Here is a 14,142-nt window from a genome sequence, read left to right as displayed (position 1 = left end):
TCAGCCCTCGAACGCGACGCCCGTGAACTCGAAGCGGGCACCGCCGGCGGCCGACTCTGTGAGTTCGACCGTCCAGCCGTGGGCCTCGGCGATACCCTTCACGATGGCGAGGCCGAAGCCGGTGCCGTCCTCGTGGGTGGTCTCGCCGGCGGCGAACACGGCGTCGCGGTCTTCGGCCGGGATGCCGGGGCCGTCGTCGGCGACGTAGAAGCCCGCACCCGCGTCGGCTCCCGCCTCCAGCGGCCCGACGCGGACGGTGAGCGAACCGTCCGCAGAGCCGTGCTCGACAGCGTTCCGGTAGAGGTTCTCCAGCAGTTGCTGGAGACGGCTCTCGCTGGCGAGCAGGAGCCGGTCGGTCGTCGCCTCGAACGCCGCCTCGCCCGTGTCGACGCTCCGCCACGCGGCCGTCGCCACCCCGCGGAGCGACACCGGCTCCGGGTCCTCGACGGCGACCCCCTTCCGCGCGAGGGTCAGCAGGTCCCCGACGAGTATCTCCATCCGGTCGAGCGCGCTCCCGACCATGTCGAGTTCGGCCGACTCGCGCTCCTCGCGCGCGATATCGAGGTACGCCTTCGCCACGCCGAGCGGGTTGCGCAGGTCGTGGCTGACGATCCCCGCGAACGAGTCGAGTCGCTCGTTCTGCCGCTCGAGTTCGCGCTCGCGCGCTCGCCGCTCGGTGATGTCGCGGATGGTACCGAAGTGGTACGGCGTCCCGTCGATGGACCGCCGGGTCGTCACCGTGGTGACGGGGACGCACGTCCCCGCGAACTCGTGTTCGGTCTCCGCGGTCCGGGTCTCGCCGTCCGCGAACGACGCCCAGTAGTCCGCGAACCGCTCGCGCTCCAGCGACGGGTTCACGTCCCAGAGCGCCCGGCCGACCAGCGCCTCGCGGTCGGTCCCGAGCAGGTCCGCGTACGCGTCGTTCACGTACCGGTAGCGCCCGTCGCCCCCGTAGATAGCCACCCCGACGCCCACCGCCTCCACCATCTCCTCGGAGAAGGCGGAGCCGCTCTCCCCTGCCATACCGCGGCGAGAGTCCCCCCGGCGTAATAAACCCGAGCCGCCACACGTGAGTGAACTCGAGGGGCTGGGCCGGTGACCGTTCGTCCACGGATGTCCCAGACCGTCGGCATCGGTACGCTCGAACCGTCTATCCGCGTTCGGGGAGCGTCGACCGGCCACACCCGACCCGGAGTTCGTGCAACGGTTGCCGCGGTCGACCGCGCGACGGACGCGACCGTGGCGGGCCGCCGTGCGACGCACGCGGTGCGGCCGACGTACGTCCGGAAATCGAGACGACGAACGCCGAATTAGTTGACGAATCACGACCTTATATTGTCGATATTGTTGGTTAAATCGCCTGTTCGACCAGTATTCTGACCCACGAGTGGACGTTGGTGACTGCAAGATTTATGTATCCCCTCGCGTTCAGCCTCTCCCGTGACACAGATGACGAACGTCATGCAGAATGCGGAACGAGTGGACGAATCGAAGCTTCGTTCGGAAGAGGTGCGTGGATGTTAGGGTTACTCCCGATTCAGGGTGACATCACCGCCATCGCGGACAGCATCAACGCGGTGTGGGTGCTCACCGTCACCTTCCTCATCTTCTTCATGCAGCCGGGGTTCGCGCTGCTGGAGGCCGGCCAGGTCCGCGCGAAGAACGCGGGCAACGTCGTGATGAAGAACATGATGGACTGGGGGATGGGGGTACTGGTCTTCTTCCTCGTCGGCGCGGGCGTCTCCGCGCTGGCCGGGTACGCGACCACGCCGGGGGCGTCGCTCGACGTCTCCTCGGCGTTCGCGTACGTGAACAGCCCAGGGGCGTGGATCGGCTGGCTCTTCGGCGCGGTGTTCGCCATGACGGCGGCGACCATCGTCTCGGGGGCGGTCGCGGAGCGGATGAAGTTCTCCGCGTACGTCGTCTACGCGTTCGCCATGGTGGCGTTCATCTACCCGGTCGTCTCCGGGTTCGCGTGGGGCGGTGACGGCCTGCTCTCGAGTGCCGGCTACATCGGGCAGGCGCTCGGCGGCGTCGGCTACAAGGACTTCGCGGGCGCGACGGTCGTCCACGCGCTGGGCGGCATCGCCGGCCTGACGGCGGCGTACATGGTCGGCCCGCGCACGGGTCGCTTCGACAGCGAGGGGAACGCCCGCCCGATTCCGGGGCACAGCGTGCTGTTCGCGGTCATCGGCACGCTCATCCTCGCGTTCGGCTGGTACGGCTTCAACGTCGGCACGCAGGCCACCGTCCTCACGGGCGAGGGCGCGTTCAACGGCGAGGCGCTCGGTCGCGTCGCGCTGAACACCACGCTGGCGATGGGCGCCGGCATGGTCGCCTCCACGCTCGTCACCACGTTCTGGGAGGGCAAGCCGGACCCGCTGTTCGCGGCCAACGGCCTGCTCGCCGGTCTCGTGGCCATCACGGGCGCGTGTGTCCACGTCTCGTGGCCCGGCGCGCTCGTCATCGGCATCGTCGGCGGCGCGCAGACCCCGCTGGTCTACCGCTGGGTCGTCGACAACCTGAAGATCGACGACGTGTGTGGCGTCTTCGCCGTCCACGGCAGCGCGGGGTTCATCGGCACGATGCTCATCCCGTTCTTCGACGTGGCCGGCTTCTCGCTGAACCAGCTGCTCATGCAGGTCGCGGGCACGCTCGTCGTCGGCACGTGGACGGTCCTCGTGACGATGGTCGTCCTCGGCGTCATCGGGGCGACCATCGGCCTGCGCGTCTCCGAGGAGGAGGAGGAACTCGGGCTGGACCGTGGCGAACACGGCCTCGACACGTACCCCGAGTTCACGGCGGGCGACGAACCCGGCGCGCTGGCGGACGGTGGTGTCCGTGTGGAGACCGACGGTGGCGTGACCACGGCGTTCACGCACTTCGGTGACGCGGCCGACGACGAGGAGGTGGACGAATGAGCGCCAACGACGGCGAGGTCAAGCTCGTCATGGCGTACATCCGCCCGGACAAACTGGGCGACGTGAAGAAGGCGCTGGCCGACGTCGGCGCACCCTCGATAACGGTCACCTCGGTCTCCGGCCGCGGCTCGCAGCCGGCCAGGAAGGGCCAGTACCGGGGCGAGGAGTACACGGTCGACCTCCACCAGAAGACGAAGGTGGAGTGTGTCGTCGCGGACATCCCGGCCGAGGACGTGGTCGCCGCCATCGTCGAGGGCGCCAAGACCGGCGAACCCGGCGACGGCAAGGTGTTCGTCCTGCCCGTCGAGTCCGCGACGCAGATCCGGACGGACAAGACGGGGCCCGAGGCGGTCTGAGGGTGGCGGGCACCCCCGACCGGGACGTCTCCGGCGGGGGTGGGGGTCGCGAACCACGCGGGTGGGTCCCCGACGAGCAGGTGCGTGAACTCGAACGCGCCGGGCGGATAGAGGGGTTCGTCCCGCGGGCGGACCTCGCGGCCCTCGGCGTCCAGACGGTGCTCGTGTTCTGTCGCGTCGACGGTGATCTGGAGTCGCTGGTCGCAGACCACGCGGGTCCCATCACCGACGCGCACGAGACGACCGGTCCGTGGGACGCGCTGCTCGTGACCCGGTTCAGGGAGGCGGGCGGTCTCGAGCGGTTCCTCGGGCGGCTGGCGACCGACGACCGAGTCGGGGTGGTAGCGGCGAACGTCGTCTCGCGGACGGTGCTGGAGTACGACGCCCCCCCGCTCGACTGACCCCGACACTTCTTCACGGCAATACTCACCGAACGTCCAGCGGTCGCGACGGCGGTCGACGTTCGTCCAACCACGCACCGTACCACACGAATTCGAGGGGTTGACGCGCTCCGGAACCCGAACAGCGTGCTACTCGGCCCCACGTGCCACCCCGACGGGTAGCAAAGGTTGCCGCGAAGCGGCACGAGAGACCGCGCGCGGGCCGTCGAGGGAGGAATCGGCCCCGCGACCACCGGAACGGCGTGGACGTTCGTCGGGGAACGACCCCACGAACACCGACGGATCTGGACGATAGACGACCTTATATCGATATTATCCTACCCAATTTCTGTCGTTCGTCTACATACACACCTTCTTTCTTGACGTTATAGACTCCAACAGTTAAGTAGAGGAGTTCAGTACGGTTCTACCGTGATTCGGAACACGAACGCTTCGGAATGGTGCCAGCTAATGGACAGTCGTACGGAGGAGGTGGGTAACTGATGCTCGAACTCCTCCCGATGCAGGTGGACGCCGGGTCCGTCGCGACCAGCATCAACTACGTGTGGGTGCTGACCGTGACGTTCCTCATCTTCTTCATGCACGCCGGCTTCGCGATGCTGGAGGCCGGCCAGGTCCGCTCGAAGAACGTCGCGAACCAGCTGACGAAGAACATGCTCACGTGGTCCGTGGGCGTCATCATGTTCTTCCTGGTGGGCGCGACCGTCGAGGCGGTCATCGCGGGAGTGACGACGGGTGGGAACTACTCCCTGTTCGCCATCTTCAGCCCCGAGTCGACGCTCGGCTGGGTCGACTGGCTGTTCGGCGCCGTCTTCGCGATGACGGCGGCGACCATCGTGAGCGGGGCGGTGGCGGGTCGGATGAAACTGCGTGCGTACGTCACGTACACGATCTTCCTCGCGGGCGTCATCTACCCCGTGGTGACGGGCCTGACGTGGGCCGGCGGGGCGCTCGACGCCTTCGGCTTCCACGACTTCGCGGGCGGCATGATCGTCCACGGGATGGGCGGCATCGCCGGCCTGACGGCGGCGGCCATCGTCGGTCCCCGCCTCGACCGGTTCAACGACGACGGGAGCGCCAACGTCATCCCCGGGCACTCGATCACCTTCGCGGTGCTGGGGACGCTCATCCTCTGTTTCGGCTGGTACGGCTTCAACGTCGGCACGGCCGCTGCACCCATCGCGGGTGACGCGACCGCGCTCGCCGACTTCGGCTACGTCGGCCGCGTCGCGCTGACCACGACCCTCGGGATGGCCGCCGGCGCGCTGGGCGCCGCGGGCGTCGCGACGCTCAAGACCGGCAAGGTCGACACGCTGTACGTCGCCAACGGGATGCTCGCCGGCCTCGTCGGTATCACCTCGAACACCGACATCATCACGTGGTGGGCGGCGCTCGTCATCGGCGGGCTCGCCGGTGCGCAGCTCCCCATCGTCTTCGAACTGGTCGAGAAGTACCTCAAGATCGACGACGTCTGCGCGGTGTTCCCCGTCCACGGGAGTGCGGGCGTGCTGGGCGCGCTGCTGGTCGGCATCCCCATCTTCACGGTCCCCGGAGCGGGTGTGAGCCTCGTCAACCAGGTCGTGTTCGTCGCGGTCATCGCAGGCTGGACCATCCTCGCGACGGCGCTGGTGTTCGGCGTCCTCAAGGCGATGGGCCAGATCCGCGTCTCCCGCGAGCACGAACTCGACGGGCTGGACGTCTCGGAACACGGCGTCGACACCTACCCCGAGTTCGGCCGCCCGGACACCGCCACGGACGGCGGCGTCCCGAGCGGGCGACTGAAGACGGACGGTGGTGTGGACGAGGAAGAGGTGAACTGACATGTCCGACGAACCCAACGACGGCGGCATCAAGCTCGTCATGGCGATGATCCGCCCCGACAAACTGAGCGACGTGAAACAGGGGCTCGCCGAGGTCGGCGCGCCCAGCATCACGGTGACGAACATCTCCGGCCGCGGCTCGCAGCCCGCCAAGAAGGGCCAGTGGCGCGGCGAGGAGTACACGGTCGACCTCCACCAGAAGGTGAAGGTGGAGTGTATCGTCGCCGACATCCCGGCCGAGGACGTGGTCGCTGCCATCGCCGACGCCGCCCACACGGGCGAGCCGGGTGACGGCAAGGTGTTCGTCCTGCCCGTCGAGTCCGCGACGCAGATCCGGACCGGCCAGACCGGCACCGAAGCGGTCTGAACACGGCCGCGACGCGCACGCGTCCGGTCACCACTTCTCTCTCGGCACGAATCGACCGCCGAGCGGCTGCTGCGGTGACGTCGGCGTCACGTCCTCGCACTCGTGGCGACCGCCACTCGCGGGAGAGACGGCGACGACTCGGCGAGCCGCACCGCTCCCGAGTTCGAGTTCGAACCGAGGACGGGGGACAGCCCGTCCCCGAGTGGCCGTGCCGAGGACAGCGGCACGGCCGGAACGAAGGAACGTTCGCCGTGTGGTGCACGGCGCCAGCCGATGTGGTTCGTTCGGCGCAGGTGACTGCCTGGCGGACTGTTCGACACCGCACGTCCGAGACCTTCGGGCCTCGACAGTACATCGTAAGACACGCGGTGGTAAATATCTGTCCTGAACGGCAATATACTCACCAGTATCGATTTTCGAGCCAGAATCGTGCACTGATATCGACCAGAACTGTGAAACCAGCGTATCGCTCCGACACCCACCGCCCGACGGACGGCGCCGCGGTACCAGAAAGGTACTTTCGGGGCGCCGTCGAACCGCCGTCCATGAACCACGAGCGCTCGCGCGAACTCTACGACCGAGCCCTCTCCGTCATGCCGGGCGGGGTCAACTCCTCGGTGCGGGCGGCCCCCCGGCCGTACCCGTTCTTCGTCGAACGAGGCGACGGCGCGCACGTCGTCGACGCCGACGGGAACCGCTACCTCGACTACGCGATGGGGTACGGCCCGCTCCTGCTGGGTCACGACATGCCCGAGTCGGTGCAGTCGGCGGTGCAGTCGTACGCCAGCGCCGGCCCGATGTACGGCGCCCCCACGGAGGTCGAGGTCGACCTCGCGGAGTTCGTCGCCCGGCACGTCCCGAGCGTCGAGATGATACGGTTCGTCAACTCGGGGACCGAGGCCACCGTCTCGGCGGTTCGACTCGCCCGGGGCTACACGGGCAACGACAAGGTGGTCGTGATGCAGGGGGGCTACCACGGCGCCCAGGAGACCACGCTCGTCGAGGGCGAACCCGGCCACGTCCACCCCTCGACGAACGGCATCCCAGAGTCGTTCGCCGAGCACACCGTCCCCGTGCCGTTCAACGACCACGAGGCCATCACGGAGGTGTTCGAGGAGCACGGCGACGAGATCGCCTGCGTCCTCACCGAACCCATCCTCGGGAACAACGGCATCGTACTGCCGGTCGAGGGGTACCACGAACACCTCCGAGACCTGTGCGACGACCACGACGCCCTGCTCGTGTTCGACGAGGTCATCACCGGCTTCCGGGTCGGTGGCCTCGGCTGTGCCCAATCGCGGTTCGGCGTCACGCCGGACGTGACCACGTTCGGCAAGATCGTCGGCGGCGGGTTCCCCGTCGGCGCCATCGGCGGGAAGACCGAGATACTGGAGCACTTCACGCCAGCCGGCGACGTCTTCCAGTCCGGCACCTTCTCGGGCCACCCGGTGACGATGGCGGCCGGCCTCGCCACGCTCGAGTTCTGCGCCGAGGAGGACGTCTACGACCACGTGAACGCGCTCGGCGACCGGCTGCGCGAGGGGCTGACCGAGGTGGTCGCCGACCGCGCCCCCGAGTACACCGTCGTCGGCACGGACTCGATGTTCAAGGTCGTGTTCACGCGGGCTGACTCGGGCCCACAGAGCGAGTGCTGTGCCGCGGGCTGTACGCAGGACGCCGCCTGCGAGCGATTCGGCGAGTGCCCGAAGAACGGGGCCGACGTGGGGAACGCCGAGACCGACCGCTGGGAGCGCCTGTTCTGGCCCGCGATGAAGGAGGAGGGCGTCTTCCTCACGCCGAACCAGTTCGAGAGCCAGTTCGTCTCGTACGCGCACACCGAGGCCGACATCGACCGGACCATCGAGGCGTACGAGCGCTGTCTGTAGGGCGCGACCCGGCAATTCTTTCGAAAACCGTTTCCGGTCGCTCACCGACCGTCGGGACATGGACCCACGCATCCGCGAACAGGCGGAGATACTCGTCGACCACTCCACCGACGTGCAGGCCGGCGACAACGTGCTCATCACCGCGCCCGCACACGCCGAGGACCTCGTCGTCGCCCTCCACGAGGTCATCGGCGACCGGGGGGCGAACCCCCTCTACGTCGGTTCCTCGGCCCGGGCCGGCCGGGCGTACCTCCGAGCGAGCGACCCCGAGGACTTCGAGACGCCCACCCACGAACTCGCCATGTACGAGGAGACGGACGTGGACATCGCCGTCCGGTCGAACCAGAACGCGACGGAGACGAGCGACGTGGACAGCGAGACGATGGCCGCCCGGAGCAAGGCCCACCAGCCGGTACAGTCGACCCGCCTCTCGAAGCGCTGGTGCGTCACGCAGTTCCCGTCGCCCGCGCAGGCCCAGCTCGCCGAACTCTCCAGCGAGGGCTACGAGAACTTCGTCTGGGACGCCATCAACAAGGACTGGGACGCGGTGCGCGAGCACCAGGAACAGATGGTGGAGATTCTCGACCCCGCAGACGAGGTCCGCATCGTCAGCGGCGACACCACGGACGTCACGATGTCCGTCGCGGGGAACCCCTGTCTGAACGACTACGGCGAGCACAACCTCCCCGGCGGCGAGGTGTTCACGACCCCCGTCCCCGAGAGCGTCGAGGGCGAGGTGCTGTTCGACAAGCCGGTCTACCAGCAGGGCCACGAGATCCTCGGCGCCCGCCTCGTCTTCGAGGACGGCGTCGTCGTCGAGCACTCGGCCGAGAAGAACGAGGCGGTCCTGACGGGCATCCTCGACACCGACGAGGGCGCCCGCCGGCTGGGCGAGCTCGGCATCGGGATGAACCGCGACATCGACCGGTTCACCTACAACATGCTGTTCGACGAGAAGATGGGCGACACCGTCCACATGGCGGTGGGGCGGGCCTACGACGACGCGGTCGGCGAGGGCAACGAGGCGAACCAGTCGGCCCAGCACGTCGACATGATCGTCGACATGAGCGAGGACTCCTACATCGAGGTCGACGGCGAGGTCGTCCAGCGGAACGGCACGTTCCGCTTCGAAGAGGGCTTCGAAGCGTAGGCCCGCGACGTCTCTCGACGGGCAGGTTTCGACAGAGAGCAGGCGTCCCGAGGTGGGACGAGAGCGGCGACGGAGCCACGCCAGAGAGCGACCGCGTCGCCTGCAGCACACGCAGGTCTTCGAGCCATGGGTCGCTCAGCCGTCTCCAGCGGACCACCCCCGTGTCGGCGCCCGTCCGGTGCCGGACCCGAACGCGCGGGCCGGTGCGACCGTCGGACCGTTCCTCGTGAACATTACACTCACGTCTGGTCGACCCGGAGTAATAAGTCTTCCCTGTAATCAACCTTATACGGATTTCAGTATCCAATACCACATCAACAACCAGATTCGGTAGACGAACAGATACTCTGACGGATTATTTCTGGAATCCCACGTGCCGGCCGAGTGAGCCGTGGCTGTGGGCGTGCCGACGCTGCGAGACAGAGAGACGGTCGGGAGACCGTCGACGGCGCTGTGGACCTCTTCGGGCGATGCTGGCGGGCTACAGGTCGCTCCCACACTCGCGGCACCGGCTCGTCTGGGACTCGTGGTCCCAGACGACGGTGCCTTCGTTGCAGTCGTAACAGGGGGCGTAGCTCGCGGACCGGACGGACGGATTGTTCGCTGCGGCCATCACAGTACGAACGTCCGCGTTTCGACGCATAACGTTTGTCTACTATGCACCTAATACGCTTTCGAGTATCTAGAGCAATTGGGCAATATCGAATCCACAGCACGAACGTCCATCTCTGCACCGACAGCTGGACGAGCGTGAGCCTCGGCGCCACGTGGACCCGTCTCGCTATCGCTCGGAGATGACGAGCACGGTGGGACCGAGCGAAGCCGCGGGCTTCGCGAGGGACACCGTGCGAGGAGCGAACCGAGTGACCGACGAGCGTGGTGGGATTCTCACCCGAGGCGAGACTCGCTTCGCTCGTCTCGCGTGGTTCGGGTCCCGTAGCTCGCTCTGCTCGCTGGCGCTCGCAGAAGCGAGCACGGTGGGATTCGAACGCCACTCAAAGAGGGTCTCACCCACCCGAACTGTTCGAAATCTCGTGATTCAGGCAACAATCGAATACACCTGAACCCGAGACCATGAAAATAGAGAACGCCATCCAGATTTACGTAGAACACCGAAGCTCAGAGCTTAGCCAACAGACCATCGAGGCTTACGAATACCGCCTCCGCTTCTTCGTTGAGTGGTGTGAGGAAAACGGACTCGAAGAGATTGAGAACGTCTCGAAAAAAGACGTTCACGACTTCCTCCAACACCGAAAGCAAGACTTGGCTAAGACCACCTACAAAGCCAATACTGACACGCTGAGAGCCTGCCTCCGGTATATTGAGAAGCTGGATTTTGCCGAGGAAGGAGTCCATGAGGTTGCTGAATCTCCCACGCTGACGGACTCTGAGAACGTTCGAGATGATATCGTTCCCAGAGAGAAAGCAGAGCAGATTCTGAATCAGTTGGACAAGTTCCGCTACGCTTCGAAGGAACATGCTTTGTTTCAGATTTTTTGGGAGACTGCCGCTCGCACTGGAGCGGTTAGAGGGCTTGATGTGGAAGACTACAACGCTGAACAGCAGTATATCGAATTTCATCACCGCCCTGAATACTCTACCCCTCTCAAGAACGCAGACAATGGACAGCGGCTCGTCTCCCTCTCATCCCCTACCTGTGTTGTCTTGGATGATTACATCGCTGAGAACCGCTTGGACACGCAGGATGAACACGGTCGTCATCCCTTGTTGACTACACCTAACGGTAGGATTGCAGCCAATACTATCAGAAAGTGGTCATACAGGGTGACTTGCCCGGAGTTCTACGCTGAGTGTGACTGCGGGAAAAATACGAACTACAAATACGAATGTGAGAACAGCGTAGGAGCGCATGCGTGGAGGAGAGGAGCTATCACTCACTGGCTGGAGTCAGATAAACCCAAAGAGGTGGTTTCAGATAGAGCGCAGGTGTCTGAGCGGATTCTTGAGAAGCACTATGATGGGAGAGATGAGCGAACGAAGATGGAGCAGCGAAGGCAGTTCTTCACTGACTGACTGGGTTGATATCTTCAGAGTCGTCTAAAGTATGATTATCTGATCTTCTGCCGTCTTGGTAGGTATGGGAGCAGCAGACGGGATTAAGACGGCTATTGGAGCTGCTATCGTGTACATCGCCATCCTGTACTGGAGCATGGATTACGCTTGGCTGGCTGACTTACTGATGACAGATATATTGATGTATGGAGTCCTTGGACTCGCCTTCGTGTTGGGGACTTTCGGGGGGTCCACTCAAAAGGAAGATGAGCAGGAGATCAAGGTGCGGGTCGAGCAGGAGTAATCCATTCTGCACCCCTCCTCGGGAATCGGCATCGCTGGCAGTCCCCCAAGGACAGCAGTCGGAGCGTGCAGACACTCCCTCGCAGGTACAGCCCTTTGCAACAGAAAACACGTAGTACAGAGTATGAGCCAACAGAAAATCAGTGTCAACGCCGATAGAGTACTGCAGACAATCAGTCAGTACCCCCGACCAGCATCTCTAAAACAGATAGCAGACGCCTCGGGTAACGCCGGAGTCCAGAGCTTAGAGAAGCACCAAGTCCGGCACGCCGTCAACGAGCATCTGTTAGAAACAGGGCTAGTCGAGGAATACAGTAGAGAGGTCAATGGGAACGAGGTCGCCCACTACACCCTGACCGAGAGTGGCCAAGCCCGCTTCTCCATTGGAAACGAACGGGTTGAGGAATTAGAATTGGCGGTAGAGGACCTAAGCGAACAGGTAAGCGAGCATGAGGAAAAATTAGAAGAGGTGAAGGAATACATCAATCAGACGTTACCGGAGAAGATGCGAGAGATCACTGAGCGAGTTGAAACGAACAACGACGGAGCCAAGCTTGCGCATACTCGCATTGAGCGGCTTGTTGAGTTATTGGATGGAGAGGTGGAGGGACGGAACGTCGAGATGGCAGTCCTGACTTCCAATGGACGACAAGACGATTGAGACCAAGCTGCAATGTCTATCTGAGCAGGATATCGACTGGGAGAAAGCTGAGGAGCGACTGGAAGCCAATCCTCGGTTCTATGATGTTAGGATTGCCGCTGACCGGGATGAGTAACAGCCGAGAAGGATAAGCCCCGCACAGCCAGTACGAGAGTGTGTGTTTGTTTCTGATTTAGACGGTGGTCTGTCATCGGGGGGGACCACGGCTGAACAAGATACTGTTACAGACGGCTTCTGGCAGAAGTTTAGAGTTGGTTGACACAGGCTGATTGGTTGTTGCTATTACCAATATACACATACACTACTTACTAACTAACATTTATTATTTATAATATATAAGATAAAACATACGAGTTGCCAAAGACTATTTATAGTGCTATTTCCTGAGCCAAATTGGACATGTCAGACGAGAAAACGACAGTCAACGTACCGGTTGACGCGGAAACGAATCGTATCTTAGAAGAATTGCAGGAAGAGTGGTATGGAACGTCAAAAAAGAAGGGTTTGGTCTTAGACCGCATCGTCCAGTCGTACAATCCAGACGGGTCGATGGAATCCCAAGTTGACGATATCCACTCGTGGGTCGCGGAGATGATGGGTGTACCTGAAAATACAACACACACTGTTAACCCTCCTGCGGATGCCTCTCCATCCCAATCTGAAAGCTGGTCGGAGGAGACCATTGAGCTTGCTGACCATCTTGAGCAAGATGATGTAGAAGTCAATCCCGACAACTGGAGTCAAGAAGCGTTAGAAGCTGCGTCTGGTCGTGGGGCATCTCCCTATGATGCGGACGACCTCATTACTGGAATTCTCCGGTTCTGGGAGACTTCAGACCGCGACTCGGTGGAGCAAGCGTACAAAATCGCTGGCTATGGGCGGTCTACTATCGGACGGTACGCTCGGGAGTACATCAAGTACGAGACTAATCAAATAGTGGATGAAGACGACCTTCTTAATGCAGTTGTGGAAACTGGTATCCAGCAGAACGACCACCGAGCGCGATATACAATAGGGGAAAATTCGAAGGATTCGGAGGCTACTGCCCGTCGGAAGTACGAGGAAGAATTTGGGTCGTCAATCAAGGACAACCTTGGTGTCAGCCTAGAAATCGGGTCAAACAACTTGATTGACAAGCCGGTGCGCACTGAAGTTCAGGAGGACGTTGGCAAGATCGTGACTGTTGTCAGCACGTATGATTTTGCAGGTTATCAGACGGCTACGCGTGTCCTACGGGCTTACGATGACGCGGGTCTACTGGATGACGACTTACGGGAGTATGTCCAATCAAACTGGAGAGAGAACCACGAAGCACCGGTTTGATTCGTGGACTGTTTTAACTCGATTTTATCGTGTTTGCTGGTCGGGTTGACGCTTACTACGGAACTAACAGCTGAGTGAGCGAGAGCTACGAATTTGTAGCTTTTATTGCGTTTCTGCGTATTTTGACACCCCATATACGTGCGTACGACCAATTCTCGACCCATATAGCCGACAAATATTTAAGTTATTTTTTCCTACGAGTGTGTAGATAGTAATCAACCTTTAGATAACGATGACAGGATGTAACTGCAGCTTCCAATCACGGAAGCACGATGTGGAACAGTCGGTGAATTGGATCACTCCTCGCTCTGAGCAACTGTACTGGCGGTTTGCAGACTTGTGCGAGACTCCAGAGGATGCATCAAGAGTCGCTGAAAAGCTCGAAGGGGCACGTGAGCAACTGACCAACACTCAATTCAGGGATTTCAACGTTGATGACGCGATTTACGCACTCAAGCTGCTCGCCCGGATTGGAGGTGGTACGTAATGCGTACCGAGCCACTGGATGATGGATTTGCTCTCTCATTTCGCGATGATTCGGTTGCTGACGAATTGGAAGATGGAGCGGAGAGATTGCGAGAGCAGGCAGAGAAGTTGGAGGAACAGGCTGCTAAGATCCGGGGTGACAAGCAATGACGACTTTTGATGCGATGCCGACCTCAGCGGAGATTGCCTATGAGGGTGCTACGCCTCCATCAGAGAGCGAGATGAGTAAGATGAAGCACAAGATGGTCAGAGACGTGCAGATAGAGCGCAAGAAGCGGCTTGGTACTGGTTTTATCAATGGCACCGAGTTGCTCGAACTTGAGGGAGCAGAGACCTTTGAGGCTTGCTTACGCTGGTATAATCGGGCGATGTTTGAGTCGATGACTGACGATATGCAGAATAAAGCTGAAGAAGCGTTTGAGCGAGCGCACTTGTAACACAAGTACAGATATAGC

15 protein-coding genes are annotated in these 14,142 nt (G+C 62.3%); 13 read left to right on the top strand and 2 right to left on the bottom strand.

The annotated features are described in order from the left end of the window. On the bottom strand, positions 1-1,023 hold the full coding sequence (locus N0B31_RS18735) for a sensor histidine kinase (protein WP_260593134.1): 1,023 nt from the start codon (positions 1,021-1,023) through the stop codon (positions 1-3). A 494-nt stretch (positions 1,024-1,517) separates the two neighbouring features. On the opposite strand from N0B31_RS18735, the gene N0B31_RS18730 reads away from it, so the two are divergent. The 7 genes from N0B31_RS18730 to N0B31_RS18700 all read left to right on the top strand — a co-directional run bounded on the left by N0B31_RS18730 (position 1,518) and on the right by N0B31_RS18700 (position 8,901). Continuing rightward, positions 1,518-2,921 (top strand): ammonium transporter, encoded by a 1,404-nt coding sequence (locus N0B31_RS18730; RefSeq protein WP_260593133.1) that lies wholly within the window; start codon positions 1,518-1,520, stop codon positions 2,919-2,921. Then, positions 2,918-3,277: a nitrogen regulatory protein GlnK1 gene (gene glnK1, locus N0B31_RS18725; RefSeq protein WP_260593132.1), complete on the top strand. Its 360-nt coding sequence runs from the start codon at positions 2,918-2,920 to the stop codon at positions 3,275-3,277. Before N0B31_RS18730 ends, glnK1 (N0B31_RS18725) begins: the two co-directional genes overlap by 4 nt. Positions 3,278-3,279: 2 nt before the next feature. Beyond that, positions 3,280-3,678: an Lrp/AsnC family transcriptional regulator gene (locus N0B31_RS18720; RefSeq protein WP_260593131.1), complete on the top strand. Its 399-nt coding sequence runs from the start codon at positions 3,280-3,282 to the stop codon at positions 3,676-3,678. 500 nt (positions 3,679-4,178) lie between these two features. Then, complete coding sequence (locus tag N0B31_RS18715) at positions 4,179-5,498, top strand: ammonium transporter (RefSeq protein ID WP_380628491.1); 1,320 nt, start codon at positions 4,179-4,181, stop codon at positions 5,496-5,498. A gap of 1 nt (position 5,499) precedes the next feature. After that, positions 5,500-5,865, top strand: coding sequence for a nitrogen regulatory protein GlnK1 (gene glnK1 / locus N0B31_RS18710; RefSeq protein WP_260593129.1), 366 nt, complete (start codon positions 5,500-5,502; stop codon positions 5,863-5,865). Positions 5,866-6,410: 545 nt separating this feature from the next. Further along, complete coding sequence (hemL, locus tag N0B31_RS18705; RefSeq protein ID WP_260593128.1) at positions 6,411-7,751, top strand: glutamate-1-semialdehyde 2,1-aminomutase; 1,341 nt, start codon at positions 6,411-6,413, stop codon at positions 7,749-7,751. A 58-nt stretch (positions 7,752-7,809) separates the two neighbouring features. Then, complete coding sequence (locus N0B31_RS18700; RefSeq protein ID WP_260593127.1) at positions 7,810-8,901, top strand: aminopeptidase; 1,092 nt, start codon at positions 7,810-7,812, stop codon at positions 8,899-8,901. Between the two features lie 481 nt (positions 8,902-9,382). Here the strand turns inward: N0B31_RS18700 and N0B31_RS18695 are convergent, their stop codons facing one another. Next, the gene (locus N0B31_RS18695) at positions 9,383-9,514 is read right to left on the bottom strand and encodes a hypothetical protein (RefSeq protein WP_260593126.1); all 132 of its coding nucleotides are present in this window, start codon (positions 9,512-9,514) and stop codon (positions 9,383-9,385) included. 461 nt (positions 9,515-9,975) lie between these two features. Between N0B31_RS18695 and N0B31_RS18690 the strand changes: the two genes are divergently transcribed. From N0B31_RS18690 to N0B31_RS18665, 6 genes are all read left to right on the top strand, one after another. Next, a complete protein-coding gene (locus N0B31_RS18690) occupies positions 9,976-10,935 on the top strand; it encodes a tyrosine-type recombinase/integrase (protein WP_260593125.1) in 960 nt (319 codons plus the stop codon). Between the two features lie 64 nt (positions 10,936-10,999). Beyond that, positions 11,000-11,218, top strand: coding sequence for a hypothetical protein (locus N0B31_RS18685; protein ID WP_260593124.1), 219 nt, complete (start codon positions 11,000-11,002; stop codon positions 11,216-11,218). 123 nt (positions 11,219-11,341) lie between these two features. After that, positions 11,342-11,878 carry a hypothetical protein gene (locus N0B31_RS18680; protein ID WP_260593123.1) on the top strand — a complete coding sequence of 179 codons (537 nt, stop codon included), beginning with the start codon at positions 11,342-11,344 and terminating at the stop codon, positions 11,876-11,878. Positions 11,879-12,277: 399 nt separating this feature from the next. Continuing rightward, a complete protein-coding gene (locus N0B31_RS18675; RefSeq protein ID WP_260593122.1) occupies positions 12,278-13,201 on the top strand; it encodes a hypothetical protein in 924 nt (307 codons plus the stop codon). Positions 13,202-13,687: 486 nt separating this feature from the next. Next, the gene (locus N0B31_RS18670) at positions 13,688-13,837 is read left to right on the top strand and encodes a hypothetical protein (RefSeq protein WP_260593121.1); all 150 of its coding nucleotides are present in this window, start codon (positions 13,688-13,690) and stop codon (positions 13,835-13,837) included. Beyond that, positions 13,834-14,124: a hypothetical protein gene (locus N0B31_RS18665; protein ID WP_260593120.1), complete on the top strand. Its 291-nt coding sequence runs from the start codon at positions 13,834-13,836 to the stop codon at positions 14,122-14,124. The genes N0B31_RS18670 and N0B31_RS18665 overlap by 4 nt, the downstream gene beginning before the upstream one ends. Positions 14,125-14,142 lie beyond the last annotated feature (18 nt).

This window comes from Salinirubellus salinus (assembly GCF_025231485.1).
Lineage (GTDB): Archaea > Halobacteriota > Halobacteria > Halobacteriales > Haloarculaceae > Salinirubellus > Salinirubellus salinus.
This window is presented reverse-complemented; position numbering and strand designations above follow the sequence as displayed.